23 protein-coding genes and 4 tRNA genes are annotated in these 25,317 nt (G+C 62.5%); 13 read left to right on the top strand and 14 right to left on the bottom strand.

The genetic code is table 11. The features are described from left to right. Positions 1–3 precede the first annotated feature (3 nt). The 6 genes from QD172_RS12330 to QD172_RS12305 are packed head-to-tail and all read left to right on the top strand — an operon-like array spanning position 4 to position 5,867. A complete protein-coding gene (locus QD172_RS12330) occupies positions 4–2,796 on the top strand; it encodes a monovalent cation/H+ antiporter subunit A (RefSeq protein WP_136939080.1) in 2,793 nt (930 codons plus the stop codon). After that, positions 2,796–3,146, top strand: coding sequence for a Na+/H+ antiporter subunit C (locus QD172_RS12325; RefSeq protein ID WP_077378839.1), 351 nt, complete (start codon positions 2,796–2,798; stop codon positions 3,144–3,146). Before QD172_RS12330 ends, QD172_RS12325 begins: the two co-directional genes overlap by 1 nt. Then, positions 3,146–4,687, top strand: a complete 1,542-nt coding sequence (locus tag QD172_RS12320; RefSeq protein ID WP_136939081.1) for a monovalent cation/H+ antiporter subunit D — start codon at positions 3,146–3,148, stop codon at positions 4,685–4,687. The genes QD172_RS12325 and QD172_RS12320 overlap by 1 nt, the downstream gene beginning before the upstream one ends. Further along, positions 4,684–5,184 carry a Na+/H+ antiporter subunit E gene (locus QD172_RS12315; protein WP_077378833.1) on the top strand — a complete coding sequence of 167 codons (501 nt, stop codon included), beginning with the start codon at positions 4,684–4,686 and terminating at the stop codon, positions 5,182–5,184. The genes QD172_RS12320 and QD172_RS12315 overlap by 4 nt, the downstream gene beginning before the upstream one ends. Beyond that, the gene (locus tag QD172_RS12310; protein ID WP_077378830.1) at positions 5,178–5,447 is read left to right on the top strand and encodes a K+/H+ antiporter subunit F; all 270 of its coding nucleotides are present in this window, start codon (positions 5,178–5,180) and stop codon (positions 5,445–5,447) included. The genes QD172_RS12315 and QD172_RS12310 overlap by 7 nt, the downstream gene beginning before the upstream one ends. 18 nt (positions 5,448–5,465) lie before the next feature. Further along, a complete protein-coding gene (locus QD172_RS12305) occupies positions 5,466–5,867 on the top strand; it encodes a Na+/H+ antiporter subunit G (protein ID WP_077378827.1) in 402 nt (133 codons plus the stop codon). Positions 5,868–6,063: 196 nt separating this feature from the next. On the opposite strand, the gene hemH is transcribed toward QD172_RS12305, so the two are convergent. Continuing rightward, positions 6,064–7,053: a ferrochelatase gene (gene hemH, locus QD172_RS12300; protein ID WP_077378824.1), complete on the bottom strand. Its 990-nt coding sequence runs from the start codon at positions 7,051–7,053 to the stop codon at positions 6,064–6,066. Between the two features lie 199 nt (positions 7,054–7,252). On the opposite strand from hemH, the gene QD172_RS12295 reads away from it, so the two are divergent. Beyond that, positions 7,253–8,929 (top strand): cryptochrome/photolyase family protein, encoded by a 1,677-nt coding sequence (locus tag QD172_RS12295; RefSeq protein ID WP_279855869.1) that lies wholly within the window; start codon positions 7,253–7,255, stop codon positions 8,927–8,929. Then, positions 8,926–9,312, top strand: a complete 387-nt coding sequence (locus QD172_RS12290; RefSeq protein ID WP_077378818.1) for a DUF393 domain-containing protein — start codon at positions 8,926–8,928, stop codon at positions 9,310–9,312. Before QD172_RS12295 ends, QD172_RS12290 begins: the two co-directional genes overlap by 4 nt. Position 9,313: 1 nt before the next feature. Here QD172_RS12290 and QD172_RS12285 read toward each other — a convergent pair whose 3' ends face one another. The 10 genes from QD172_RS12285 to rnr form a co-directional block, all read right to left on the bottom strand. Continuing rightward, positions 9,314–9,670: a DUF6482 family protein gene (locus QD172_RS12285; RefSeq protein ID WP_279855868.1), complete on the bottom strand. Its 357-nt coding sequence runs from the start codon at positions 9,668–9,670 to the stop codon at positions 9,314–9,316. Between the two features lie 155 nt (positions 9,671–9,825). Further along, complete coding sequence (locus tag QD172_RS12280; protein ID WP_279855867.1) at positions 9,826–11,082, bottom strand: EAL domain-containing protein; 1,257 nt, start codon at positions 11,080–11,082, stop codon at positions 9,826–9,828. 166 nt (positions 11,083–11,248) lie between these two features. After that, a complete protein-coding gene (locus QD172_RS12275) occupies positions 11,249–11,536 on the bottom strand; it encodes a hypothetical protein (protein WP_043334752.1) in 288 nt (95 codons plus the stop codon). 86 nt (positions 11,537–11,622) lie between these two features. Continuing rightward, on the bottom strand, positions 11,623–13,002 hold the full coding sequence (dnaB, locus tag QD172_RS12270; RefSeq protein WP_077379359.1) for a replicative DNA helicase: 1,380 nt from the start codon (positions 13,000–13,002) through the stop codon (positions 11,623–11,625). 304 nt (positions 13,003–13,306) lie between these two features. After that, on the bottom strand, positions 13,307–13,753 hold the full coding sequence (gene rplI, locus QD172_RS12265) for a 50S ribosomal protein L9 (protein ID WP_065392637.1): 447 nt from the start codon (positions 13,751–13,753) through the stop codon (positions 13,307–13,309). A 12-nt stretch (positions 13,754–13,765) separates the two neighbouring features. After that, positions 13,766–14,620 carry a hypothetical protein gene (locus tag QD172_RS12260; RefSeq protein ID WP_136939159.1) on the bottom strand — a complete coding sequence of 285 codons (855 nt, stop codon included), beginning with the start codon at positions 14,618–14,620 and terminating at the stop codon, positions 13,766–13,768. Between the two features lie 12 nt (positions 14,621–14,632). Continuing rightward, a complete protein-coding gene (gene rpsR, locus QD172_RS12255; protein ID WP_024952281.1) occupies positions 14,633–14,860 on the bottom strand; it encodes a 30S ribosomal protein S18 in 228 nt (75 codons plus the stop codon). 26 nt (positions 14,861–14,886) lie between these two features. Continuing rightward, a complete protein-coding gene (rpsF, locus tag QD172_RS12250) occupies positions 14,887–15,267 on the bottom strand; it encodes a 30S ribosomal protein S6 (protein ID WP_065392636.1) in 381 nt (126 codons plus the stop codon). 258 nt (positions 15,268–15,525) lie between these two features. Further along, positions 15,526–16,281 (bottom strand): 23S rRNA (guanosine(2251)-2'-O)-methyltransferase RlmB, encoded by a 756-nt coding sequence (rlmB, locus tag QD172_RS12245; RefSeq protein WP_240704295.1) that lies wholly within the window; start codon positions 16,279–16,281, stop codon positions 15,526–15,528. Positions 16,282–16,621: 340 nt separating this feature from the next. Then, positions 16,622–19,339, bottom strand: coding sequence for a ribonuclease R (rnr, locus tag QD172_RS12240; protein ID WP_084209409.1), 2,718 nt, complete (start codon positions 19,337–19,339; stop codon positions 16,622–16,624). A 352-nt stretch (positions 19,340–19,691) separates the two neighbouring features. Between rnr and QD172_RS12235 the strand changes: the two genes are divergently transcribed. The 4 genes from QD172_RS12235 to QD172_RS12220 all read left to right on the top strand — a co-directional run bounded on the left by QD172_RS12235 (position 19,692) and on the right by QD172_RS12220 (position 20,305). After that, a tRNA-Leu gene (locus tag QD172_RS12235) sits at positions 19,692–19,778 on the top strand. A 124-nt stretch (positions 19,779–19,902) separates the two neighbouring features. Beyond that, positions 19,903–19,989: transfer RNA gene (locus tag QD172_RS12230), tRNA-Leu, on the top strand. A gap of 42 nt (positions 19,990–20,031) precedes the next feature. After that, positions 20,032–20,118 (top strand) — tRNA-Leu (locus QD172_RS12225). A gap of 100 nt (positions 20,119–20,218) precedes the next feature. Beyond that, positions 20,219–20,305: transfer RNA gene (locus QD172_RS12220), tRNA-Leu, on the top strand. 286 nt (positions 20,306–20,591) lie between these two features. On the opposite strand, the gene QD172_RS12215 is transcribed toward QD172_RS12220, so the two are convergent. Further along, positions 20,592–21,458, bottom strand: a complete 867-nt coding sequence (locus tag QD172_RS12215) for a DNA/RNA non-specific endonuclease (RefSeq protein WP_279855866.1) — start codon at positions 21,456–21,458, stop codon at positions 20,592–20,594. 454 nt (positions 21,459–21,912) lie between these two features. Between QD172_RS12215 and QD172_RS12210 the strand changes: the two genes are divergently transcribed. After that, the gene (locus QD172_RS12210; RefSeq protein WP_077378804.1) at positions 21,913–22,230 is read left to right on the top strand and encodes a high-potential iron-sulfur protein; all 318 of its coding nucleotides are present in this window, start codon (positions 21,913–21,915) and stop codon (positions 22,228–22,230) included. A 93-nt stretch (positions 22,231–22,323) separates the two neighbouring features. On the opposite strand, the gene QD172_RS12205 is transcribed toward QD172_RS12210, so the two are convergent. Continuing rightward, a complete protein-coding gene (locus QD172_RS12205) occupies positions 22,324–23,898 on the bottom strand; it encodes a SpoVR family protein (RefSeq protein ID WP_077378801.1) in 1,575 nt (524 codons plus the stop codon). Between the two features lie 46 nt (positions 23,899–23,944). After that, a complete protein-coding gene (locus tag QD172_RS12200) occupies positions 23,945–25,228 on the bottom strand; it encodes a YeaH/YhbH family protein (RefSeq protein ID WP_084209411.1) in 1,284 nt (427 codons plus the stop codon). Between the last annotated feature and the right edge of the window lie 89 nt (positions 25,229–25,317).

The following is a 25,317-nucleotide window of genomic DNA, read 5'->3' as shown; positions in this document are numbered from 1 at the left end:
TCCATGACCCTGCTGTTGATCGTGCTACTGCCATTGCTCGGTGCCCTGGTGCCGTTGATGGCCAGAGACCTGCCCCGCGGCCGCCTTGCCTGGCTGACGGCGGTTGCCCCTGCCCTGGCACTTGGTATCGCCGTCTTCCATCTCGGCGATGTCTTCGCCGGCCAGATAGCCCAGTTCCACCTGCCGTGGATCACCGAACTGGGGCTGGATCTGGCGCTACGCTTCGATGGCCTGTCAGCTCTGTTCGTCCTGCTGATTCTCGGCATCGGACTGCTGATCATCCTCTATTCTCGCTACTACCTGTCGAGCGAGGACTCGCTGGCACGCCTCTACAGCTTCCTGATGCTGTTCATGACCGCGATGCTCGGCATCGTCATGGCGGACAACCTGCTGTTGATGTGGGTGTTCTGGGAACTGACCAGTCTCAGCTCCTTCCTGCTGATCGGTTACTGGTATCAGCTGAGCGAGGCGCGCAAGGGCGCCCGCATGGCGCTGACCGTCACCGGTGCGGGCGGGCTGGCGCTGCTGGCCGGCATCCTGGTCATCGGTCATATCGTCGGCAGCTACCAGTTCGATGACGTCCTCGCGGCGGCAGACCAGATCCGCTCCCACGAGCTGTATCCTGTCGCACTGGTACTGGTGCTGCTGGGCGCCTTCACCAAGTCCGCGCAGTTCCCGTTCCAGTTCTGGCTGCCCCACGCGATGTCGGCGCCGACACCGGTGTCCGCCTTCCTGCACTCCGCCACCATGGTCAAGGCCGGGGTCTTTCTGCTGGCGCGCATGCACCCGGTGCTCTCGGGGACTGATCTCTGGTTCTACATCGTCAGCCTCACGGGCCTTGCCACCCTGCTGTATGGCGCCTGGTTCGCCTTGATGAAGCAGGACCTCAAGGGTGTGCTGGCCTTCTCGACCATCAGTCATCTGGGCCTGATCACGCTGCTGTTCGGCTTCAACAGCCAGATGGCCGCCGTCGCGGGCCTGCTGCACATCATCAATCACGCGACCTTCAAGGCCTCGCTGTTCATGGCAGCCGGCATCGTCGACCACGAATGTGGCACGCGTGACATCCGCAAGCTCAACGGCCTGTACCGTTACATGCCGCATACCACGGTGCTGGCGATGGTCGCCTCGGCCTCGATGGCCGGCGTGCCGCTGCTCAACGGCTTCCTGTCCAAGGAAATGTTCTTCGCCGAGAGCCTCGATGCCCAGCTGCTGGGCGGTCTTTCCTGGCTGATTCCGGCGCTGGCGACTCTCGGTGGCATCCTGTCGGTGGCCTACTCGCTGCGCTTCATCCACGACGTCTTCTTCAATGGCGAGCCGAAGGACCTGCCCAAGACCCCGCATGAGCCGCCGCGCTACATGAAGCTGCCCATCGAGGTGCTGGTGCTGATCTGCCTGCTGGTGGGCATCCTGCCGTCACTGGTGATCAAGGACCTGCTGGTGAGCGCCTCCGCCAGCGTGCTGGCAGCGCCGGTGCCGGACTTCAGTCTCGCCATCTGGCACGGCTTCAACCTGCCGCTGCTGATGAGCGTCATCGCGCTGGGTGGCGGTGTCGCCGTCTACGCCCTGCGCCATCATCTGTACGCCTTCCAGCGCCAGTTCCGGGCCCGCAACGCCCTGCTGGTCTTCGAGGCCAACGTCCAGCGAGTCGTGAAACTGTCCGAGCGCTTCATGGACAGCTTCGAGAACGGTTCGCTGCAGCGCTACATGCTGTGGCTGCTGCTGACCGCGCTGGTCTTCGTCGGCATCGGCCTGCTGGCCGTGCCGCGTCTGGGTGGAGAGCTTGAGCAGCAGCCCTTCGATGGCATGCTGCTGACGGGTGCCGTGATCACCGGCCTGGCCGGCCTGGGCACCGCGATCACTCACCGCAAGCGCCTGATCTCCCTGCTGATGCTGTCAGTGGTCGGCCTGATGACCTCGCTGGCGTTTGCACGCTTTGCCGCCCCGGACCTGGCACTGACCCAGCTGGCGGTGGAGGTGGTGACGATGATCCTGCTGATGCTGGCACTGTTCTTCCTGCCACAGCGCACACCCAAGGAATCCAGCGCGCGACGCATCATGCGTGACGTCCTGCTCGCCAGCGCCTTCGGCGTGGTGGTCGCAAGCCTCAACTTCGCCATCCTGACCCGCCCGGTCGAATCGATCTCCGACTTCTTCATGGCCAATGCGGTCTCCGGCGGTGGGGGCCACAACGTGGTCAACGTGATTCTTGTCGACTTCCGTGGCTTCGATACGCTGGGCGAGATCACCGTACTCGGGATTGCCGGACTGGCGATCTTCAAGCTGCTCAACCGCCTGCGCCTGTTCATGCCGTCCACTGACCTGGATGGCCGCAACTGGTCGCCGGACCGCCACCCGATGATTCTGGCCACCGTGTCCCAGACCCTGCTGCCACTGGCGCTGCTGGTCTCGGTCTACATCTTCCTGCGCGGCCACAACGAACCCGGCGGCGGTTTCATCGCCGGTCTGGTGACCGCCGTGGCCATCATCCTGCTCTACATCGCGCGCGGCGTGGACTGGACACAGCGCTGGCTGCGCTTCCCCTACCAGCCGGTCGCGGCGGCCGGGGTGTTGATCGCCGGCCTGACGGGCGCGGGCAGCTGGGTCTTCGGCTATCCGTTCCTGACGTCATCGTTCGGCCACTTCACGATTCCCGTGATCGGTGAGATAGAGCTGGCCACCGCGCTGCTGTTCGACCTCGGGGTCTATCTGACCGTGGTCGGCGCGACCCTGATGATTCTCGCCAACCTCGGCAAGCTGACGACACCGCACCGCCCGACCAAGGAGAAGAGCTGATGGAAGCCCTCTACGCCACTACCACCGGCCTGCTGGCCGCCTGCGGTGTCTACCTGACCCTGCGCGGGCGCACCTTCCCTGTCGTGGTCGGACTGACGCTATTGTCCTACGCGGTCAACCTGTTCCTGTTCTCCATGGGGGGGCTTGCCATGCACGGCACCCCCGCCGTGGTCGGCTCAGGCTCGCCCACGGCGGACCCGCTGCCCCAGGCACTGGTGCTGACCGCCATCGTGATCGGCTTCGCCATGACGGCCTTCGTGGTCATCCTCGCCATGCGCGCGCGCGGTGACCTGGGCAGTGACCACGTCAACGGCAACCGTCTGGACGACTCGAAAGAGGATGGCAAGTGATGCTGCAACACCTGATTGTCCTTCCGATCGTCCTGCCGCTGCTGGTGGGCGCCTGCCTGCTGCTGAGTCGCGGCTCATCGCCGGTACTGCGCCGCAGCATCAGCCTGATCACCCAGGCCATCATGGTGGCCATCGCCATCGCGCTGGTCGTTCAGGCCAACGACGACACCATTCGCTACTACGCGCTGGGCGACTGGCAGCCTCCCTTCGGGATCGTGCTGGTGCTGGATCGCCTGTCGGCGACCATGGTGCTGCTCAGCTCGGTGCTGGGCCTGCTGGCCTGCCTGTATGCCACGGCGGGCATCGATGAGACAGGCTCCAACTTCCATGGCCTGTTCCTGCTGCAGCTGATGGGGATCAACGGCGCCTTCCTGACCGGTGACCTCTTCAACCTGTTCGTGTTCTTCGAGGTCCTGCTGATCGCCTCCTACGCCCTGCTGCTGCACGGCGGCAGCAAGGCTCGCACGCTGTCGGCCCTGCATTACGTGGTGCTGAACCTGATGGGGTCGGCGTTCTTCCTGATCGCGCTGGGCATCCTCTACGGCGTGACCGGTACGCTGAACATGGCCGACATGGCCGTCATCGTCACCACGCTGGACCCGGGACGGGCCGGCCTGATGGAAGCCGGCGGTCTGCTGCTGCTGGTGGTATTCGGCCTCAAGGCCGCGATGCTGCCGCTGTATTTCTGGCTGCCCCGCGCCTACGCCGCGGCCTCGGCGCCGGTGGCGGCGCTGTTCGCGATCATGACCAAGGTCGGCATCTATTCCATCCTGCGCGTCTACTCGCTGATCTTCACCGACAACGCCGGCACCCTGGCAGATCTTGGTCGCGACTGGCTGTGGTGGGCAGGGCTCGCCACGCTGGTCGTGTCGATGCTCGGCGTGCTCTCGGCACGTGACCTGCGCACCCTGGTGGCCTATCTGGTGATGATCTCGGTCGGTACGCTGCTGACGGCGCTGGGCATGAACAGCATCGCGGCGGACAGCGCCCTGCTGTTCTACCTGATCCACTCCACCCTGGTCACCGGCGGCCTCTTCCTGCTGGTGGATGTGATGGCAGGCCAGCGTGGCAAGGCCGGTGCCCGTATCGTGCGCTCACGGCCACTGCTGCAGGCGGGCCTGCTGGGCGGACTGTTCCTGATCGGCACGGCGGCCGCGGCGGGCCTGCCGCCCTTCTCGGGCGCCATCGGCAAGGCGCTGATCCTGTCGTCCGCCTCACTGGAGCAGCAGGTATGGCTGTGGCCAGTACTGCTGCTGGCCGGGCTATGCTCGATCGTGGCCTGTTCGCGTGCCGGTTCCAGCGTGTTCTGGCGCACCGGCAACAGTGAACCCAGCGGTGAACGACTCGGTGTCGCGCGCGGAATAGCGACCTGCGGCCTGATCTCCGCCGCACTGGCACTGGTCGTCTTCGCCGGTCCCGTCTCGCAGTGGACCAAGGCCACTGCACAGCAACTGTCGGACCCGGCACCCTATCTCGATGCCCTTCTGGGCAAGGACGCCGCACCGGAAACCGCTCTGCCGCTCAAGGGAGACGCTCAATGATCAAGTCTCGTTCTCGCGTTCTGCCCACCCCGATGCTCTCGACCCTGCTGCTGGTCGTGTGGCTGATGCTGCAGAACAGCGTCTCGCCCGGGCAGATATTGCTCGGTGCGGTGCTGGCCATCGCCATCCCGGCACTGACCTATCGTTTCTGGGAGCCGCAGCCGGACCTCCAGAAACCGTGGCGACTGATCGGCTACCTGCTGCGCGTCATCCTGGACATCATCATCGCCAACCTGCAGGTCTCGCGACTCATCCTGAATCCGCGTGCGAAATTCCGCCCGGCCTTCGTGCGCTATCCGCTGGAGCTCGAGCAGAAGTTCCCGATCACCCTGCTGTCGAGCACCATCACGCTGACACCGGGGACGGTCTCTGCCTATCTCACGCTGGATGGTCGCCATCTGATCATCCATGCACTGGATGTCGAGGATGAACAGGCATTGATCGACGAGATCCGCCAGCGCTACGAGCGCCCGCTGAAGGAGATCTACGAATGCTAGACATCGCCCTGTGGATCAGCATCGCGCTGTTCGCGGCGTCCCTGATGCTCAACGTCTTCCGGCTGGCCATCGGCCCGGACCTGCCGGACCGCATCCTCGCCGTGGACACCATGTACGTGAACTCCATCGCGCTGATCGTGCTGTTCAGCATCCAGCTCAACAGCAAGGCCTACTTCGAGGCGGCGCTGCTGATCGCCATGCTGGGCTTCGTCAGCACCGTGGCAGTCTGCAAGTATCTGCTGCGCGGCGACATCATCGAATGACCTGAGCGGAGAGTCTCCATGCCCACCTGGTTCTATCCTGTCCTGGAAGGCGTCATCGCCTTCTTCCTGATCGCCGGCGGCCTGTTCGCCTTCATCGGGTCGCTGGGGCTGACGCACCTCAAGGACTTCTACATGCGTCTGCACGGTCCCAGCAAGACCACCACCCTGGGGGTCGGCTGCGTACTGATGGCGTCGATGATCTATTTCCGTGCCACTACCGGTCACTTCAGCTTCCAGGAGATGCTGATCACCATCTTCCTGTTCATCACCGCCCCGGTGACCGCGCACCTGCTGTCCAAGGCCGCGCTGCATCAGAAGCTGGTGGCGGACATCCGTACCCGCAACGTGCCGGAACGTCTGGAAGTATCAGACGAACCGGATGAGGCAAATGCCGAGGCCTCGGAATCGCGCCTGCCCTGAGCGATCGTGTTCGCCTGACGCTCTGACCTGCCCCGGTCGGCCCCACTCCTCTCGCGAGGCGAGACGGCAGACCAACGCAAAGCGCCCCCACCAGGAGACTGGTGGGGGCGCTGTCTTTCCAGCGTTTCACTGCGCATCTGTCACTCGGACTGCGGTGCTCAGATCATTCAGGCGGGCCTCATGCCTGCCCTGCTCGTCACCAGCCCTGAGCATGCTGGCGGCACAGTGCCTCTAGCAGATCGATATGCTCACGACGGTCATTGAGCGCCGGAATGTAGCGGAACTCGCCCCCGCCGGACTCGGTGAAGTAGCCGCGATTCTCCTCTTCCAGCTCCTCCAGCGTCTCGAGACAGTCGGCCGCGAAGGCCGGCGAGATAACGTCGACGCTTTCCAAACCTTCAGCCCCCCAGGCCTTGAGCGTCTCATCGGTATACGGCTTGAGCCACTCGGCCTTGCCGAAGCGGGACTGGTAGGTCATCGCCCACTCATCGTCCCCAAGCCCCAACGCCTCGGCCAGCAGCTGGCTGGTGCGCTCGCACTGGCGTGGGTAGGGGTCGCCCGCCGTCGCATAGCGCTTGGGGATGCCGTGATAGCTCATCAACAGACGCTTGCCGCGATGCCCTGCCTTTTCCCAGTGCTCACGGACACTGGCGGCCAGCGCGGCGATGTAGTCGGGATGATCATGATAGTCACGCACGAAGCGCAGTTCCGGCAGGTGCGGACACGGCTTGAGCGCGCGCGCCAGGCGATCGAACACTGCGGCAGTCGTGGTCCGCGAGAACTGCGGATAGAGCGGCAGCACCAGGATGCGATCTGCCCCACGACTGGCCAGCTTGCGCCCCACCTCTTCCATGGTCGGCTTGCCGTAGGTCATCGCAAGCTCTACCGGAATCTCCTCGCCCAGCGATTCGGCCAGACGCGCCTCCAGCGCGGCACGCTGACGCTTGCCGATCGCCATCAGCGGCGAGCCGTCTTCCGTCCACACCGAGGCATAGGCCTCGGCGACCTTCTTGGGGCGAGTCGTCAGCACCAGGCCATGCAGGATCGGCAGCCAGAGCAGGCGCGGCAGGTCGATCACGCGTACATCACCGAGAAACTCCGCGAGGTAGCGACGCACCGCCTTGGGTGTCGGGGCTTCAGGGGTGCCGAGATTGACCAGCATGACGCCGAAACGCGGGGTGCTCATGGGCGATGAACTCCTGACAAGAGGCAAGAAAAGAGGTGAAGCGGCAACCAGCCACCCTCACCGACAGCGCAGCCATGTTACCAGCTCGCCCTGTGCGTGAGGGATGAAGTTATACTATCATCACGATTTGTACAGCTTTACGACAATTATTGTCACAACCTGACGCAAGCCGTGCTTGCGCCCCGCCGCAGGAGTCAGCGTGCCCGAAACCTCCACTCTGCAACTTGCCACCCGTCACGACTTCGCACGCCCGCTGGTGCTGATTCTCGGTGACCAGCTCAGTCACGAGCTTGCGAGCCTCAAGCAGGCACCTGCCGAGAGTCTGATCGCCTTCTGCGAGGTCGAGGAGGAAGGCCGCTACGTGCCACACCATCCGCACAAGATCGCGATGATGCTGGCCGCGATGCGCCATCACGCACAGGAGCTGCGCGACTGCGGCTGGCAGGTGCATGAAAGCCGCCTGGATGACCCGGACAATCGTCAATCGCTGATCCTGGAAGCCGAGCGGCTGGCCGCGCTCCATCAGTGTGACGGCATTCTGGTGACTCGCCCCGGGGAATGGCGACTGCTGGAGGCCTTCCTCGCACGCCGTGAGGAAGGCGAGATCCCCTGGGTGGTGCTGGAAGATCACCGCTTCTTCACCACACCGGCACAGTTCGCGACCTGGGCCGACGGACGCAAGCAATTGCGCATGGAATACTTCTACCGTGAACAGCGTCGTGACACGGACCTGTTGATGGAAGGCAGCGAGCCCGCCGGCGGCAAGTTCAATCATGATCATGACAATCGCGAACCGATTCCCGCCGACTTCCAGTCACCGCCACCACCGCAGCATGACCACCGCCAGGATGCGCTGACGCGCGAAGTGCTGACGCTGGTGGACACCCGCTTCGGCGAGGGAGCCGAGGGTGAGCTGCGTCATTTCGGCAATCTGGACAACTTCAACTGGGCCGTGACCCGCGCCCAGGCGCTCGACGATCTCGCTCACTTCCTCGCGCACTGCCTGGCAGACTTCGGCTGCCATCAGGATGCCATCGATGACAGTGACCCCTTCCTGTTCCACTCCCGACTTTCCGCGGCGCTCAATATCGGGCTTCTGAGTCCCCACGAAGTCTGTGCTGCCGTCGATGATGCCTGGCGACGTGGCGAGGTACCGGTCAACTCCGCCGAGGGCTTCATCCGGCAGATTCTCGGTTGGCGAGAGTATGTGCGTGGGATCTACTGGACACGCATGCCCGGCTACAAGCAGGAGAATCGCCTGAGTGCGACACGGGGTCTACCGGAGGTCTTCTGGCGCGGCGACAGCGGCATGCGCTGTGTGGATCAAGCCATCCTCAGTACGCGTGATCATGCCTATGCCCACCATATCCGCCGCCTGATGGTCACCGGCAATTTCGCCCTGCTGTGCGGCGTGAAGCCCGAGGCGCTATGCGACTGGTATCTGGCGGTCTACGTCGATGCCTGCGAGTGGGTGGAGCTGCCCAATACCCTGGGCATGGTGCTGCACGCCGATGGCGGCCTGATGGGCTCCAAGCCCTATTGTGCCTCGGGCAAGTACATCGATCGCATGTCCAATCACTGCGACAGGTGCCAGTACTCGCCGAAGAAGGTCACCGGCACGCATGCCTGCCCCTTCAACAGTCTCTATTGGCACTTCATCGAGCGCCATCGCGAATCACTGTCACGCAACCCGCGCATGTCGCTGGTCTATGGCAGCTGGCGACGCATGAAGGACGAAAAGCGCGAGGCATTGCTGCAACAGGCCGAGGCCTTTCTCGCCCGACTCGACAGCGCCGCTGACTATGGTAGCGGTGCCCATCGCGCGGGTTACTATCCCGCGCCCTCCAGTTCCACGACCGACAAGGAATCCTCATGAGCCGCATCTGGCAGGCCAGTGCACCGGTCACGCTCTATCACGATGGCAAGTGCCCCCTGTGCCAGCGGGAGGTCGCCTGGCTGGCGAGACACCCGAGGCGGGAACGGGTCAGGACGGTCGACATTCGTGCAAAGGACTTTTCCCCAGATGCTCTGGGGCTGAGCTTCGAGACGATGATGGGGCGCCTGCACGTGCAGGATGCGCGCGGGGAGTGGTATGTCGGCATGGACGCCAGCCGAGCCCTCTATGCGGTACTCGGCTATCGGCGCCTGGTGAGGCTGTCATTGCTGCCGGGGCTGCGTCCGATGCTGGATGTCGGCTATCGGGTCTTTGCCCGCCACCGTGAGCGTATCGGCCGCTGGGTCCCCCAGAGGAGACGCTGACTCAGAAGCTCAAGGGGATGCGCGAGCTCAACGGTTGATGGTACTGAGGCGGTCGGCCGATCATCTCGTCGTTGGCCACCTGGGATACCAGCCAGGCGCGTGACAGACCGGCGCGCCTGAGCTCGCAGTAGACATCCTCCAGCGAGCGGAACAGCATCGGCTTGCCACGCTTCATCAACAGTTCACTGCGCTCATCGTCTTCATCGGCACCCGCTTCCAGTACCAGCTGGACCTGATAGAAGCGGCTGGCGGCATGACTGATCACACGCGCCTCCAGTGCCGGATACTCGGCGATCAGCGCATTCAGGTTGCTGACCAGCAGGCCAGTAGGTGTGAAGGCAGCGGCAATTCTGGACATGGTGTCGGCTCCTGGACCTCTGTTGTCTGAGGTATCCATCATCGTGAAGGTGGCGTCAAGGCTTCACGCCAGCTTGCGGGGGGACGATGACGATTGCACGGCACCACCATGACGATTGGATGACGTCATGTTCAAGGCCGCTGACCCGGAGAGGCTCACGGACACTGAGCACGAACCGCCAGCTGACGTTCCGCGAGGATGCGCAGCAGATCCAGAGGACGCCCAAGGCCGCGATAGCATCCCCCTCGCATGATGATGAAGTCCTCGTCACGATGAATGTCCCGGCGCCCGAGCAGCTTGGCCGACAGACGCTCGAGCGGCTCATCTTCCTCGACACGCAGTGAATGGGTCTGCATGACCTCATGAATCGCCCGTCGTCCATGCAGCTCCGGTCCGAAGCGCTGATTCAGCAATCCCAGCAGTCGATGGCGGATGATCATGCCGACCGGCCGCTGCTGCGCGTCCACCACTGCCAGCGCCATCAATTCCGGCTCGGCATGCAGACGCTCGGCCACCTCCTCGAGACAGGTATCCTGCAGTACCGGCGCCACCTGCCGCAGCAGGCTGCCGGCACCGAGTGCCAGAGGCGCGGCATGCCGGCGGCGACTCAGACGACGCAGGCGCTGCTCGAGGCCGGCACGCTGGCGAGCAGGGTCCACCTCGGCGCTCGCAAACAGCCAGCCTTGCAGATACTCGGCCCCCAGCTGAGACACGCATTCCATCTCGCCTTCCTGCTCGATGCCTTCCGCGATCACCTGACTGCCACTGCCGTGGGCGATGTCGATGATCGAGCGCACGAAACGCCGCTTGAGTGAACCCTGATGAATACCGCTGATGAAGTGTCGGTCGATCTTGACGAAGTCAGGCTGAACCGCCGACCACAGCTTGAGGCTGGCGTACCCTTCACCGAGGTCATCCAGCGCGATGGCGAAGCCCATCGACTGGTAATGGCAGACGGCCTCACGCATCAGTGCCGGGTCCAGCCCCGGGGTCTGCTCAGTCAACTCGATGACGACCTGATGCGGATGCAGCCCATGGCGATGCAGGAGATGACGCGTCAGTCCCCGAGAATGCGCACTGTCCAACAGCACCTCCGGCGACACGTTCAGGAACAGGCGTTCACTCAGGCCCTGCTCAGCCCATTGCTCAAGCGCCAGCTCACGACAGAGGCCGTCCAGCTCGGCGAGGCGCCGATGCTGGCGAGCCGCCTCGAACATCGCCATCGGTGAGCGCAAGCTGCATCCCGCAGCAGCGCGCGCGAGTGCCTCGTAGGCGAAGACCTCACGGCCATCTGCCGCCACGATGGGCTGGAAATGCATCCGCAACTGGCGAAGACGCAGCAACGCCTCCAGCGCCTGGCCGGATTCGGGAGTGGATGCCTCAGCTAAAGCGGGATGCGGGGATGGCAGCATGCCAGAATCAAAGCATGCTGATATGACAGGAAAATGACACGGGGCGGTGATGTGTCAGCGAAGGGTCGGGCACATCACCGCGGTGCTGCCGTGCAAGGACGCCTTGCGACGAGCCTGCCCGGTCGCGGCTGGCCAATACGCTCATGCCACGCCGGAGGTGGACGCCTTACAGCGAGTTGGGGTCGATGGCCTTGCCGAGGGAATTGCGGTCGATCCACTTGCCGGCCTTGGTTTCCTTGTAACGGAAGACCACCATGTCGCCCGCGACGACCGGCACTTCACTGTCTTCAGTCTGATAGCTGTAGCTCTCGCCCTCCACGACCAGCGTGAAGCGATAGAGATCCGGCATGCCCAGCCATTCCTTGAAAGGCCCTTCGCGCTCAAGGCTCTCCAGCGTACCGCGTCCCTGAAGCTTGGGAGTGCGTGCGCGTCCGCGCCCAAATCCACCTGCCATGCTATCTCCTCCCCGTCAGTGCGGGTCTTGCGGGGCGACGTCGCTGCCGCCGCCCGGGTACATGTTTGATGCGCATGCGCATCACGTCATTCAGCGAAGGCCTGGCCATAACTGTCTGGCGCCAGGTCCTCGAAACGGGTGTACTTGCCGATGAAGGCCATGTGCACGGTGCCGATGGGGCCGTTACGCTGCTTGCCGATGATCAGCTCGGCCAAGCCCTTGTTGTCGGGATTGTCCTTGTTGTAGACCTCATCACGGTAGACGAAGGCGATGACATCGGCGTCCTGCTCGATGGCGCCGGATTCACGTAGATCCGACATCACGGGGCGCTTGTTGGGACGCTGCTCAAGCGAGCGGTTCAGCTGCGAGAGCGCCACCACCGGGCAAGCGAATTCCTTGGCCAGCCCCTTGAGCGAGCGCGAGATCTCGGAGATCTCGGCAGTACGGTTCTCGGACAGCCCCGGCACCTGCATCAATTGCAGGTAATCGATCATGATCAGGCCGATGCCGCCGTGTTCGCGCGCCATGCGGCGACAGCGTGAGCGCATCTCGTTGGGCGACAGGGCCGCCGTGTCATCGACGAACAGCTGCTTGTCCTTGAGCAGGTTGACCGCCGAGGTCAGCCGCGGCCAATCCTCGTCATCCAGCTGACCGGTACGCACCTTGGTCTGATCGATGCGGCCCAGCGAGGAGATCATGCGCAGCATCAGCGATTCGGCCGGCATCTCCATCGAGAACACGGCCACTGGCTTGTCGCCGGAGACCACGGCATGCTCGACCAGGTTCATGGCGAAGGTGGTCTTGCCCATCGAGGGGCGCCCCGCGATGATCACCAGGTCCGATGGCTGCAGACCGGAGGTCATGTCATCCAGGTCCCGGAAGCCGGTCGAGAGGCCGGTCATCTGGCCCTTGAGATTGAACAGCTCATCGATCCGGTCCACCGCGCCGGTCAGCAGCTGACTCATGCCCTTGGGGCCGCCGCTCTTGGGGCGTGATTCGCTGATCTGGAACACCAGACGCTCGGCCTCGTTGACCAGCTCGTCGGCGTCTCGCCCCTGAGGGCTGAAGGAGCTCTCGGCGATCTGGTTGGCCGCCTGGATCAGCTTGCGCAGCGTCGCGCGCTCGCGAACGATGTCGGCATAGGCCTTGATGTTGCTGGCCGAGGGCGTATTGCGCGCAAGCTCGGCGAGGGTCGCAAGCCCGCCGACCGACTCCAGCTGGTCACGGCTTTCCAGCAACTCGGACAACGTGACCACATCCAGCGGCCGGCTGCTGCCCACCAGCTGGGACATGGCGTTGTAGACCAGACGATGCTCGTAGCGATAGAAGTCGTCGGCCACCAGTCGCTCGGACACCGTGTCCCAAGCGCTGTTGTCCAGCATCAAACCGCCGAGGACCGATTGCTCGGCCTCCAGCGAATTGGGGGGCACCTTGAGCGCCGCCGTCTCGCGATCCTGATCCTGCATCTCGCTCATGCCTGGCTGACTCCTGCTGATGACTGACACGCCCGCGGGAACCTCCATTTTCGTGCATCGCCGCGAGCCTGCCAACCATCGCGACCGCACATGATGCTCTACCTCACGGGGGCAGGCATTCTACCGGATTTTGCCTGTCACCGCCCTGCCCGCGTGCAGAGGATTTTCCCTGTCACGCCCGACAAAGAAACGCCAGACACAAAAAAACCGCCCCCGCATCCAGGATGCGAGGGCGGTTCGAGTACCACCTGTGGTGGCAGCGCCGGATCACCGGGCAGCCACCACGGATCAGCGATTACTCGCCGACCACGACCACACGAACAGTGGCAGTCACTTCAGCGTGCAGCTGCAGCACGATGTCGTATTCGCCAGTGTTGCGCAGCGGGCCTTCCGGCATGCGGACTTCGCTCTTGGCGATGTCGATGCCGGACTGGGCGATGGCTTCGGCCAGATCACGCGGACCGATGGAACCGAACAGCTTGCCTTCTTCGCCAGCCTTGGCGACCAGGGACAGTTCGATTTCGTTCAGCTGAGCGGCACGCGCTTCAGCTTCGGCCTTGCGCTCTGCAACCTGTGCTTCCAGCTCAGCGCGCTGAGCTTCGAAAGCCGCCTGGTTTTCGGCAGTGGCCGGAACAGCCAGACCGTACGGCAGCAGATAGTTGCGACCGAAACCAGCCTTGACGGACACCTGGTCACCCAGGTTGCCCAGCTTGCCAATCTTGTCGAGCAGAATGACTTGCATCTCGTAAACCTCTTATCGATGACTGCCAGCAAGACGTGCGCGAAGATCCGCAAAGACGTCAACAAGAGCCAGCAGCAGCAAAATCAGAATCGTGGGCCAGGTCGTCAGCAGCAGAAAGTAGACGCCGACCAGCCATAACCCGCTCATCCCCTTTAACCCGATATAGCCATGCACCAGGGCAATGCCGGCCACGAACAACGGTATCCAGATCAGCAGGAGCACTGCAGGCACATCGAGGAAGACCCCGATGATGCCGCAGGCTGCCAGTATCAGGATTTCTCGCGGGCTCAGCCGGAAGGCATGAAACTCGTGACGAAATCCCCCCGGATTGTAGAGCCCGGACTGCCAGCTGCGCGCCAGGGCCAGACAGGCCGTGGCGGCCAGCAGGACCACCAACCCGGTAATACCGCCGATGACCAACCCTGCGAGCTGTTCAGTCGGCACACCTTGAGCGGCAAAGTCGCTCAAGCGTGCATCAAGCTCAGGGGCATTCTGACGAATGCTCTCAAGCAGTGGACCAGCCCCGCCTGGTGGCAGGAATATCCCGGACTGCACCATCATTGCCGCTGTCAGGCTGGCGCCAATCAGCGCCTCCCCCCATCGCATGCGAGCACGCAGCAGGGTTGCCATCAACGTGACCAGCAACACGGTCGCCAATGGCACCGGGTCGCCTTGTGTCCACCACCAGCCTGCCGGAATGGCAGCGGCGATGAACACGGGTGCGGCTGGCGCAAGGCCACGCCGAAGCGTGACCAGCGCACTGATGGAGGCACTGAACCAGAAGAACCAGGGCAGAAGACCCGTCAGCAGTGCAATCGCGATGCACTGCAACGGTCCGCGCATGGCCCAACGTGCCAATGCCAGCATCATGGTGTCGCCTTACTGGTGGCTGTCGCTGTACGGCAGCAGTGCCAGGTAGCGCGCACGCTTGATGGCAGTCGCCAGCTGACGCTGATAACGCGCCTTGGTGCCGGTGATGCGGCTCGGGACGATCTTGCCGGTCTCGGTGATGTAAGACTTCAGGACTTCGATGTCCTTGTAGTCGATCTGCTTCACGCCTTCAGCGGTGAAGCGGCAGAACTTGCGACGACGGAAAAAACGTGCCATTGCAATGACCTCCTGGGGGTGCGGTATCAGTTAGCGTCTTGAGTTTCGGCTTCGTCACGCTTGTCTTCGCGACGCGGACGCTTCTCTTCAGCCGGCTTCATCATCGGAGACGGCTCGATGGCCGCTTCCTTTGCACGCACAACCAGGTTACGGATGACGGCGTCGTTGAAACGGAAGATGGTCTCGAGTTCCTCGACCACTTCACCGGTAGTTTCGACGTTCATCAGCACGTAGTGGGCCTTGTGGATCTTGTTGATCGGGTAGGCCAGGTGACGGCGACCCCAATCTTCCAGACGATGCACAGTACCGCCGGCTTCGGTCACGATGGAGGTGTAACGCTCGATCATGGCCGGAACCTGTTCGCTCTGGTCCGGGTGGACCATGAACACGATCTCGTAGTGACGCATGGCTTGGCTCCTTTCGGTTTGACAGCCTCCACGGCGCGTCTCGGGCCGGGAAGCAAGGAGTGGAGTGATTACTACGGTTGTGTCATTCGGGCTCGAAAGCCACGTACAACGCGCGCGGGCGAGGACAGGTGCCCCCATGCCGCGCATTCACTGCAGACTGCACTTCACAGAACCGCAGTATTGTAGAGAGGTGTCAAGGGCTTGGCAAGCGACACGTCGCGAGGCACGCCTCATGCCCTGACACCCCCATTCTCGCTGTCAGCCGTTGCGGCGCTGACGAACGGCTTCAAACAGGCAGATACCGGCCGCGACCGAGACATTCAGACTCGAGACACTGCCCGCCATCGGCAGCTTGATCAGGCTGTCGCAGTGCTCGCGCGTCAGACGACGCATGCCCTTGCCCTCAGCGCCCATCACGATGGCCACCGGCCCGGTGAAATCGGCCTCGAAGGCCATGGCCTCGGCTTCGCCAGCCGTACCCAGCACCCAGACACCGGCTTCCTTCATGGCATCCAGCGTGCGGGCCAGGTTGGTGACCTGATAGACAGGCACCACTTCCGCTGCCCCACAGGCGACCTTGCGCACGGTCGCGTTCAGGGAGGCGGACTTGTCCTTGGGCACGATGACACCATGGGCACCGGCGGCATCGGCGCTGCGCAGACAGGCCCCGAGGTTGTGCGGATCCGTGACCGAATCCAGCACCAGAAACAGCGGGGCTTCCTCATGGGACCAGCCATCGAGGCGCAGCTTGAGGCCAGTCTCGTTCTCGGTGGCAAGCGGCGCGCACAGAGCGACCAGCCCCTGATGGGCACCACCGCCGGTGGACAGCGCATCCAGCTCCTCACGCGCCTTCAAGGTGACGCGTGAACCAGCGGCACGCGCCTGCTCGACGATCTCGTTCAGACGCAGCTCGGCCTCGCCTGCCTGCACCCACAGCTCGCTCGGCGCGCGGCCGCGTGCCAGCAAGGCTTCCACGGCGTGTACACCATAGACGGCTTCCAGGCCACCGGGGATCTTCGGTGCGCCAGTGCGAGCGCCACCTCTGCGGGCCCCGCCACGTTCCTGGCGCTGAGCGCCACCACGCTCCCCCCTTGAGTGCTCGCCTCGAGAGTGCTCACTTCGAGAATGGCTACCGCGCTCGCCAGCGGGCTTGCCGCGGCCGGGCTTGCGCCCCTTGTCCTGACTCATAGTGCCTTCCTGCCTGATGGCCCTGACAGGGCCCTGTCACTTGGACGGAAACTGAGCTGTCGCCATGGCGACAGCCATGAAATCCTGCGAACTCACGGCCGTGCAACGCATCAGCCCCGACCATGGCCGGGGCTGATGAATGCTGCGCGGTGAATCTTGCCGGCGGTCAGCTGCGGCCGTTGCCGCGACGCCCGCGAGAACGGGAGCCGCGCTTGCGCGACGGATCATCCTTGCCAGCGGCACCCATCGGCGCGACTGCCGCGAACGGACTGTCAGCAGATTCCGGACCGCTCGGCACCGCCGGGCGCGCCGCTGCCGGAGACTCAGGCGCGGACGGACGCTCATTGCCGGTGGAGGGCTTGCGCTCGCCGCGACCGGAACGCTCATCACGCTCGCTGCGCGGCTTGCGGGCAGGACTCTCCTGCGCAGGCGTCTCGGACGCTCCGTCCGTACCGCCACCCTGGCCTTCCTGACTGACTTCTTCCGTCAGGGACTTGAGACGCTCGCGCTCCCGCTTGCCGGGACGACCCTTGGGGGCAGATTCCTTGCCGGAGGCTGCACCGCTCTTGCCGCTTGCGGGCTTGTCAGCATCACGTTCGCTGCTGCGTGCCTTGCGCGGCTTGCGCTTGGGACGCGGCGTCGGGTCACTGAGCATGAAGTCGATCTTGCGCTCATCCATGTCGACGCGAGCCACCTGGACGGTGACGCCATCGCCGAGACCATAGCTGACGCCGGCACGCTCACCCTTGAGACGATGCTTCTCGGCCTCGTAGTGATAGTAGTCGGACGGCAGCGAGGAGATGTGCAGCAGACCTTCGACGTAGTAGGCATCCAGACGCACGAACAGGCCGAACTGGGTGACCGCCGCGACGGTACCCTCCAGCACTTCACCGACCTTGTCCTTCATGAATTCGCACTTGAGCCAGTCGTTGACGTCACGCGTCGCCTCATCGGCGCGGCGCTCAGTCATCGAGCAGTGCTCACCCAGCTCGAGCATCTGCTCGAAGGTGTACGGGCACCATTTGGTCGGACGCTCGGTCACGGCATCTTCGGCGCGCAGCACGGTGTCGGTCTTGCGCGGACCACGGATGACGGAACGGATCGCACGATGCACCAGCAGATCGGGATAACGACGGATCGGCGAGGTGAAGTGGGCGTAGGCATCGTAGGCCAGACCGAAGTGACCTTCGTTCTGCGGCGAGTAGACCGCCTGGGTCATGCTGCGCAGCATCACGGTCTGGATGATGTCGAGGTCCGGGCGCTCGGCGATCGAGGCACGCAGTGCCTGGAAGTCCTTCGGCTGTGGCTCATCGCCACCTTCCAGCGTCAGACCCAGCTCACCCAGGAAGGCGCGCAGGTTGTTGAGACGCTCAGGTGCCGGCTGCTTGTGGACACGATAGAGGGCCGGCAGATCGTGCAGATCCAGGAAGCGCGCCGTGGCGACGTTGGCCGCCAGCATGCATTCCTCGATGAGCTTGTGCGCGTCATTGCGCGTACGCGGCACGATCTGTTCGATCTTGCGCTCATCGTTGAACAGGATCTGCGTCTCGGTGGTCTCGAAGTCGATGGCACCACGCTTGTCGCGCGCCTTGCGCAACACACCGTACAGCGCGTGCAGGTTGTGCAGCGACGGCAGCAATTCGTTGTACTGCTGACACAGTGCCTGACCTTCCTCACTTTCCGGGTCCGTCAGCATGGTGCCGACCTTCTCGTAGGTCAGGCGCGCATGGGAACGGATCACGGCTTCGAAGAAGCGGTAGTCGAGCATCTCGCCATCGGCGGCGGAAATGGTCAGCTCACAGACCAGCGTCAGACGATCGACATGCGGGTTGAGCGAGCACAGACCATTGGAGAGCAGCTCCGGCAGCATCGGCACGACCTGACCCGGGAAATAGACCGAGTTGCCGCGCACGTAGCCTTCCTGATCCAGCGGACTGCCGCCACGCACGTAATGCGATACATCGGCGATGGCGACCAGCAGCTTCCAGTTGCCGTTGTCGTCCTGCCAGGCACAGACGGCGTCATCGAAGTCCTTCGCGTCTTCGCCATCGATGGTGACCAGTGGCGTCTCGCGCAGGTCGATACGCCCCTTCTTGTCCTCTTCCAGCACTTCGGCGGAGATGGTCGAGATCTGATCCTCGACTTCCGGCGGGAATTCGCTGGGGATGTCATGCGAGCGGATCGCGATGTCGATCTCCATGCCCGGGTCCATGCGCTCACCGAGCACCTCGACCACTTCCCCCACCGGCTGCACGCGTGTCGCGGGCTGCTGGGTAATGCGCACGGACACCACCTGACCGTCCTTGGCACCATTGGCCACACGGTTGGGGATGATCACTTCCTGCGCGATGCGCGAATTCTCCGGAATCAGTACCCCGAAGTCCGGCTCGGATTGGCGATAGATGCCGACGAGCGTCTGGGTATTGTGAGCCAGCACCTCGACGATGGTGACTTCATCACGACCACGGCGATCACGGCCGCTGACGCGCGCCAGCACCTGATCACCATGGAAGACGCGACGCATCTGGCGCGGCGGCACGGCAAGATCCGGCTTGACGCCATCTTCGCGCGCCAGGAAACCGAAACCATCGCGATGGCCGACGATACGGCCACGAATCAGGTCCAGCTTGTCGATCAGTGCATAGGCACCACGACGATTGCGCAGCACCTGGCCATCACGCTCCATGGCATTGAGGCGACGGCGCACGGCTTCCTGCTGCTCGTCGTCCTCGAAACCGAGCATGCGGCTCATGTTCTCGTGGGTAATGGGCTTGCCATACTCTTCCAGCTTGTCGAGAAGATACTCGCGACTGGGGATGGGCTTGTCGTACTTATGGGCTTCGCGTTCCGCGTGCGGGTCGTCGCTGAGCGTCCATTGGGTCATTAATCAGGATTCCTTGACGATGAATTCGAGACGGGCAGCGGGCGCGGCACGGAATGACTGGTTGTCTCTCATGCGCGCATTATAGCCCCTACCATTGGGCCGACCCAACCATTCCCCAACCTTCCGACTCCCGGAAGCTCGTCAGAGTGATGCAGGAGGCCTCATTTCATGGCTTTCTTTCATGGCTTTGCCAAGCGCTTGTTTTTCCATCGGGTCTTCCAAAGCTTGCACCATCTCGAAGTTCCGGCCAGCAAGGCAGACGACCGAGATGCGTCATGCAGCCCCTGACGTCATAAATAAAACAGAAACCTCTTGCATTCCCTCAGAAGATCCGTATTATTCGGCACCACTTGCCCAGATGGCGGAATTGGTAGACGCGCTAGCTTCAGGTGCTAGTGTCCGTATGGACGTGGAGGTTCAAGTCCTCTTCTGGGCACCAATTTCAGGTTTCATGTTGACGTGACACACGTTAGGATGGATACCGGAGAACGGGTAAAGCATTCAAGTTTCAACAACTTGGACTGCTGATCCGGGTCCTTGGACCAAAACGAGTTCTGATGTCTGCCCAGGTGGCGGAATTGGTAGACGCGCTAGCTTCAGGTGCTAGTATCCGTAAGGATGTGGAGGTTCAAGTCCTCTCCTGGGCACCACGGACGTCAGACTCACGATGAACGACCCCTGTATCGCGCTTCGCCCAGATGGCGGAATTGGTAGACGCGCTAGCTTCAGGTGCTAGTATCCGTAAGGATGTGGAGGTTCAAGTCCTCTTCTGGGCACCACGATGCGCACTCGAACAGGGAACATGGTATCCACTACCAAGGATGTCATGGTCGTTCCGCTGCAAGGCTCTGCTCTAGAGACTTCAGCACACAACTTGATGCCCAGATGGCGGAATTGGTAGACGCGCTAGCTTCAGGTGCTAGTGTCCGTATGGACGTGGAGGTTCAAGTCCTCTTCTGGGCACCATCAAGTTGTCATCCGATGTACTTTCTCGCAGCGCCCGCTGCTCACATCGCGATACTCTCCCCCCTGCTATCAGCTTCATTGCTTTATCCAGACCTGCAGCGCCCTGCGTTGTCTTTCGCGTGCTCCCAGAAACACAGATCCCCCCCCGACGCCTGCTGACTTGTCCACACCCGCTTCCACTGCCTGGCCTGTGGATGGATTTCCTGCGACTGCGCGACGAATATCCCCGGACGCATCCTTCTGCACGACCCATTGCCTCCCCTGCGCCATCAGAGTCATCAGACACTCAATAGCGTGACGGGATGCGGCTGAAACTCTCGACCTGCCATCCATCACGACGTACCGAGGCTTCCAGGCGCTGCTCGATATCGTCCGGCAACTCATGGAAGAAATCGAAACCGGTGAGAGATTCGATTCTATCAATGCTGACCAGAAAGCGATCCAATGGCTCATCCCCTCTTACCTGCTGAGGAAAGAGAAACGCCAGGGCGCGAGGCGCCTGCCGAGCATTGCCGGGCGAGACGATGATCTTGTAGAAACCATCCGGAATCTCGATCAGATTCGGCAGACGCTCGATCTCTCCCGTGAAGACCGGGCCTGCGGTGATCCACAGCGCCTCTTCCCGCGGCAGAATCCTGTCCATGATGGCCGCCTCGAGTCGCTGCCACAGCTTGCGATTGAGCGCCGGTGTCTGTGGCGAGATATTGGTCATGCGAAACGTCTGATGCTGGGCCTTGACCCCGTAGATCTTGCCGATGGCGTAGTTGGGCGCCAGGTGTCCGCGGTCGTAGCCACTGTTGCCATAGCTGTCCGGTGTGACGGGCCATAGCGAGCGCCAGTCGCGCTCGAACTCGTCAGGACGCTCCCCCAGCCGCGACCCCTGGGTATTCTCGAGACGCCATGTCACCCATAACGGGTTGGCGCGCAGATCCGACCACCCCACCAGATAGGCATCGCTGCGCAAGCCACGCGCCAGCGTCTTCCAGTCAAGTTCACGTGCCTCAGGCACTCCCTGCCAGGCGTAGAACTGCTGGTAATCACGCTCCTGCCACCACCACAGCCCGCCTCCCACCAGCGCGAATGCCACGCTGACGCCAAACCCTCGCCACAGCTTGCGACCGGCCGAGCGAATATCATCCATCACATCCAGCATCCCGCCATTTCCTTCTTGTCGTTGCCATTGCCTCGGCAAGGCATGCGCTCGTCATTCCGTCACGACCCGCAAGCCGCAGCAACTTCATTCACGTTCTACCGTAGCATTCCATCATGCCAGAGTTCCGTTCGCGAGGCTGACGGCCGCCCCAACTCAAGCCACAATAAGCAGGCAGCACTTGCTTCATGCACCATCAGCGAGCAGATATCCACGAGGGGGATCATCCCGACGGCGGATACCGCAGAATCTGACCGCATGATCAGCATCTGGCATGCCACCTGCATCTTCCCGTACCAGGATGCTTGCGACCAGCCGCGCCACACAGAGCGCTCATCAAGACGCCCGTGGCACGAGTGACACTGCAACGATCGACATGAAAGCGCCTCCTGACAGGCGAGCCGTGACCGCAGCACATCCCACCGGCTGTGCTCCAACGATGAGAAGGAACCTGACCATGGCTGATCAAAGCCGTCGTAACTTCATGCGCAACAGCCTGCTGGGGCTTGCCGCCCTGCCACTGGGCGCTGCCGTGCTCTCGCCGCGCGCCCTTGCCGCCGACCTGCCCCCACTGGATACCGACAACCCGCAGGCAAAGGCGCTCCACTATGTGGAAGATGCCAGCGAAGCCAGTGATCACCCCGCCTTCAAGCCCGGCTCCGACTGCACCAACTGCATGTTCTACAAGCCGGAGAACAAGGGCTGTCAGCTATTCCCCAGCAATAGCGTGGCACCCGAAGGCTGGTGCCAGTCCTGGACCAAGCGCCCGGCATGATACCGGCGGCGCCACGGACCTGATACGAGAAGACCGCCTCGGGAGCCAATCCCGAGGCGGTCTTTTTCATGGCTGTGTTACCGGGACCAGACGTCAGCTCGCAGTGGAGCCGGAAGCATCCTCCGGCAACGGCCATTGGTAGCGGCGCGCGATCTCATCCTGCTCCAATGATTCGAGATGCACCGGGAACCCCCACAACTGGTGCAGATAGCGCATCACGGGATAGACGCTGCGTGACAGCGGGCGACGATCATCCTGGACATGGCGCAGCGTCAGCGAGCGATCTCCCCGGATATTCGCGGCCCACACCTGGATGTTCGGCTCGCGATGGCTAAGCGCATATTGCACCGACAGCGCCTCTCGAATGCGCTTGTAGCCTCGACTATCGTGAATGGCATCGATGAGAAGATGCTCATCACTGTCGTCATCCACCAGCGAGAACAGCTTGAGATCACGGATCACCTTGGGCGACAGGAACTGCTGGATGAAGGACTCGTCCTTGAAGTTGCGCATTGCGAAATGCACCGTCTCCAACCAGTCACTGCCGGCGATGTCGGGGAACCACTCACGGTCCTCGTCGTCAGGATTCTCGCAGATGCGCTTGATGTCCATGAACATCGCGAAGCCCAGCGCATAGGGGTTGATGCCATTGTAATGCGGGTGATCGAAGCCCGGCTGCTGCACCACCGAGGTGTGCGACTGCAGGAACTCGAGAATCACCCCCTCGCCGATCAGCTGCTCATCATAGAGTTGATTCATGATGGTGTAGTGCCAGAAGCAGGCCCAGCCTTCGTTCATCACCTGGGTCTGGCGCTGCGGGTAGAAGTATTGCGCCAGCTTGCGCACGATACGCACCAGCTCCCGCTGCCAGGGCTCCAGCAACGGTGCATTCTTCTCGATGAAGTAGAGCAGGTTCTCCTGAGGCTCCGGCGGGTAGCGACCACGACGATGCAGACCCAGTGGGTCGTTGACCTCATCGATCAACTCATCCTCCTCCTCGGCCTGCGGAATGGTGGTCCACAGCGCATTCACCTGAGCCTGCAGATAGGCCTCACGCTCCTGCTGACGCTGGATCTCCTCTTCCGGCGAGATGGGCGAGGGACGCTTGTAGCGATCGACGCCATAATTCTGGAGCGCATGACAGGCGTCCAGCAGCTGCTCAACCGCATCGACACCATGGCGCTCCTCGCATTCGGACACGTACTTCCGGGCGAAGACGAGGTAATCGATGATCGCCGAGGCATCCGTCCAGGCACGAAACAGGTAATTGCCCTTGAAGAAGCTGTTGTGGCCATAACAGGCATGCGCCATGACCAGAATCTGCATCATCAGGGTGTTCTCTTCCATGAGATAGGCGATGCAGGGATCGGAATTGATCACCAGCTCATAGGCCAGTCCCATCTGTCCGCGCCGATAGGCCTGCTCCACCGAGAGAAACTGCTTGCCGAACGACCAATGGTGATAGCCCACCGGCATGCCGATGCTGGCATAGGCATCCATCATCTGTTCGGAAGTGATGACTTCAATCTGATTGGGGTAGATATCCAGTCGATACTGCGCAGCGATACGCGCGATCTCGTGCTCGAAATGCTCCAGAAGCTCGAAGGTCCAATCGGAGCCACTGGCCGGTTGCTGATTTTCCAGTCGATTATCACGTCTCTGGCTCATGGGGCCTCCCGGCCCGGCAGATGGCCGGGCGCGTCACATGATGCGATCAGGCGCTGATGCGGCGCTTGAACAGCTCTCGAAATACCGGGTAGATATCGCCCGCCTCGACAATCTGCTGCATGGCGAAACGATCCGGAAATTCGGCTTCGACTCGCTCATATTCTTCCCACAATGCCTGGTGTGCATGCGGGGTGATCTCCACGTAGGCGTAATATTGCAGACGCGGCATCAGCTTCTTGATCATCAGCTCGCGACAATTGGTGGAATCGTCATCCCAGTTGTCACCATCGGACGCCTGGGCCACGTAGAGATTCCATTCACCCGCCGGATAGCGGGATTCGATCACTTCATCCAGCAAGGTCAGAGCACTGGAGACGATGGTGCCGCCGGTCTCTCGGGAGTAGAAGAACTCTTCCTCATCCACCTCCTTGGCGGCGGTGTGGTGGCGAATGAACACCAGCTCGACCTTCTCGTAGTTGCGTTCCAGAAACAGATAGAGCAACAGGAAGAAGCGCTTGCCAATATCCTTGTGCGCCTGGGTCATCGACCCCGAGACATCCATCACGCAGAACATCACTGCCTTGTTGGACGGCATCGGCTGATTGATGAGGTGGTTGTAGCGCAGATCATAGGTATCGAGAAACGGCACCGCCTTGAGGCGCGCTTCAAGACGCTCGATTTCCGCCTTGAGCTCGGCAATGCGCACCTTGTTGCGCAGCACCGGATCCTTGCGCTCCTCAAGCTCCAGCGCGTCAGTGGCCTCCTTCAGCGCCCGCTTGATGGGGGATCGCATGGCGATACGCCGCGCCTGGGCTGAACGCATCGAGCGCACGATATTGATCCTGGCGGGAGTGCCATCGCGAGCGATACCCGCCCGCACCGGACGTACTTCATCCATGTCCGCGATCTGCTTGCGCTCCAGATGCGGAAGCTCCAGACCATCGAACACGAATTCGAGAAACTCCTCGCGCGACAGGGTGAAGGCAAAATCATCCTCGCCCTCGCCCTGGTTGGAGGCCTGACCTTCTCCGCTGCCGCCGCCACCGCCGCCACCACTCGGGCGGCGCATGCGATCACCTTCCACGAACTCCTTGTTGCCCGGGTTGATGACACGCCGCTTGCCGCCTTGGCCATGCTGGAAGACCGGCTCCGAGATATCGCGAGTCGGAATGGAGACTTCCTCGCCACGCTCCATGTCGGTGATGGAGCGCCGATTGACGGCATCCTCCACCGCCCGTTTGATATGGCTGCGGTAGCGCCGGATGAAGCGCTGGCGATTCACCGCACTCTTGTTGCGCGCATTGCTGCGTCGATCAATGAAGTAACTCATTCGCCCTCCTTGCCGGCCTCGCGTTCAGCGAAAGACCGGATGGCAAGTGCCGGCGGCAATCACGCCCGCCGGCAGGCCTGTCGTCAGTC

Source organism: Cobetia sp. 10Alg 146 (assembly GCF_029846385.1).
GTDB lineage: Bacteria > Pseudomonadota > Gammaproteobacteria > Pseudomonadales > Halomonadaceae > Cobetia > Cobetia marina.
Note: the sequence above shows the minus strand (reverse complement) of the source record. Positions and strands in the feature narration are given on the sequence as shown.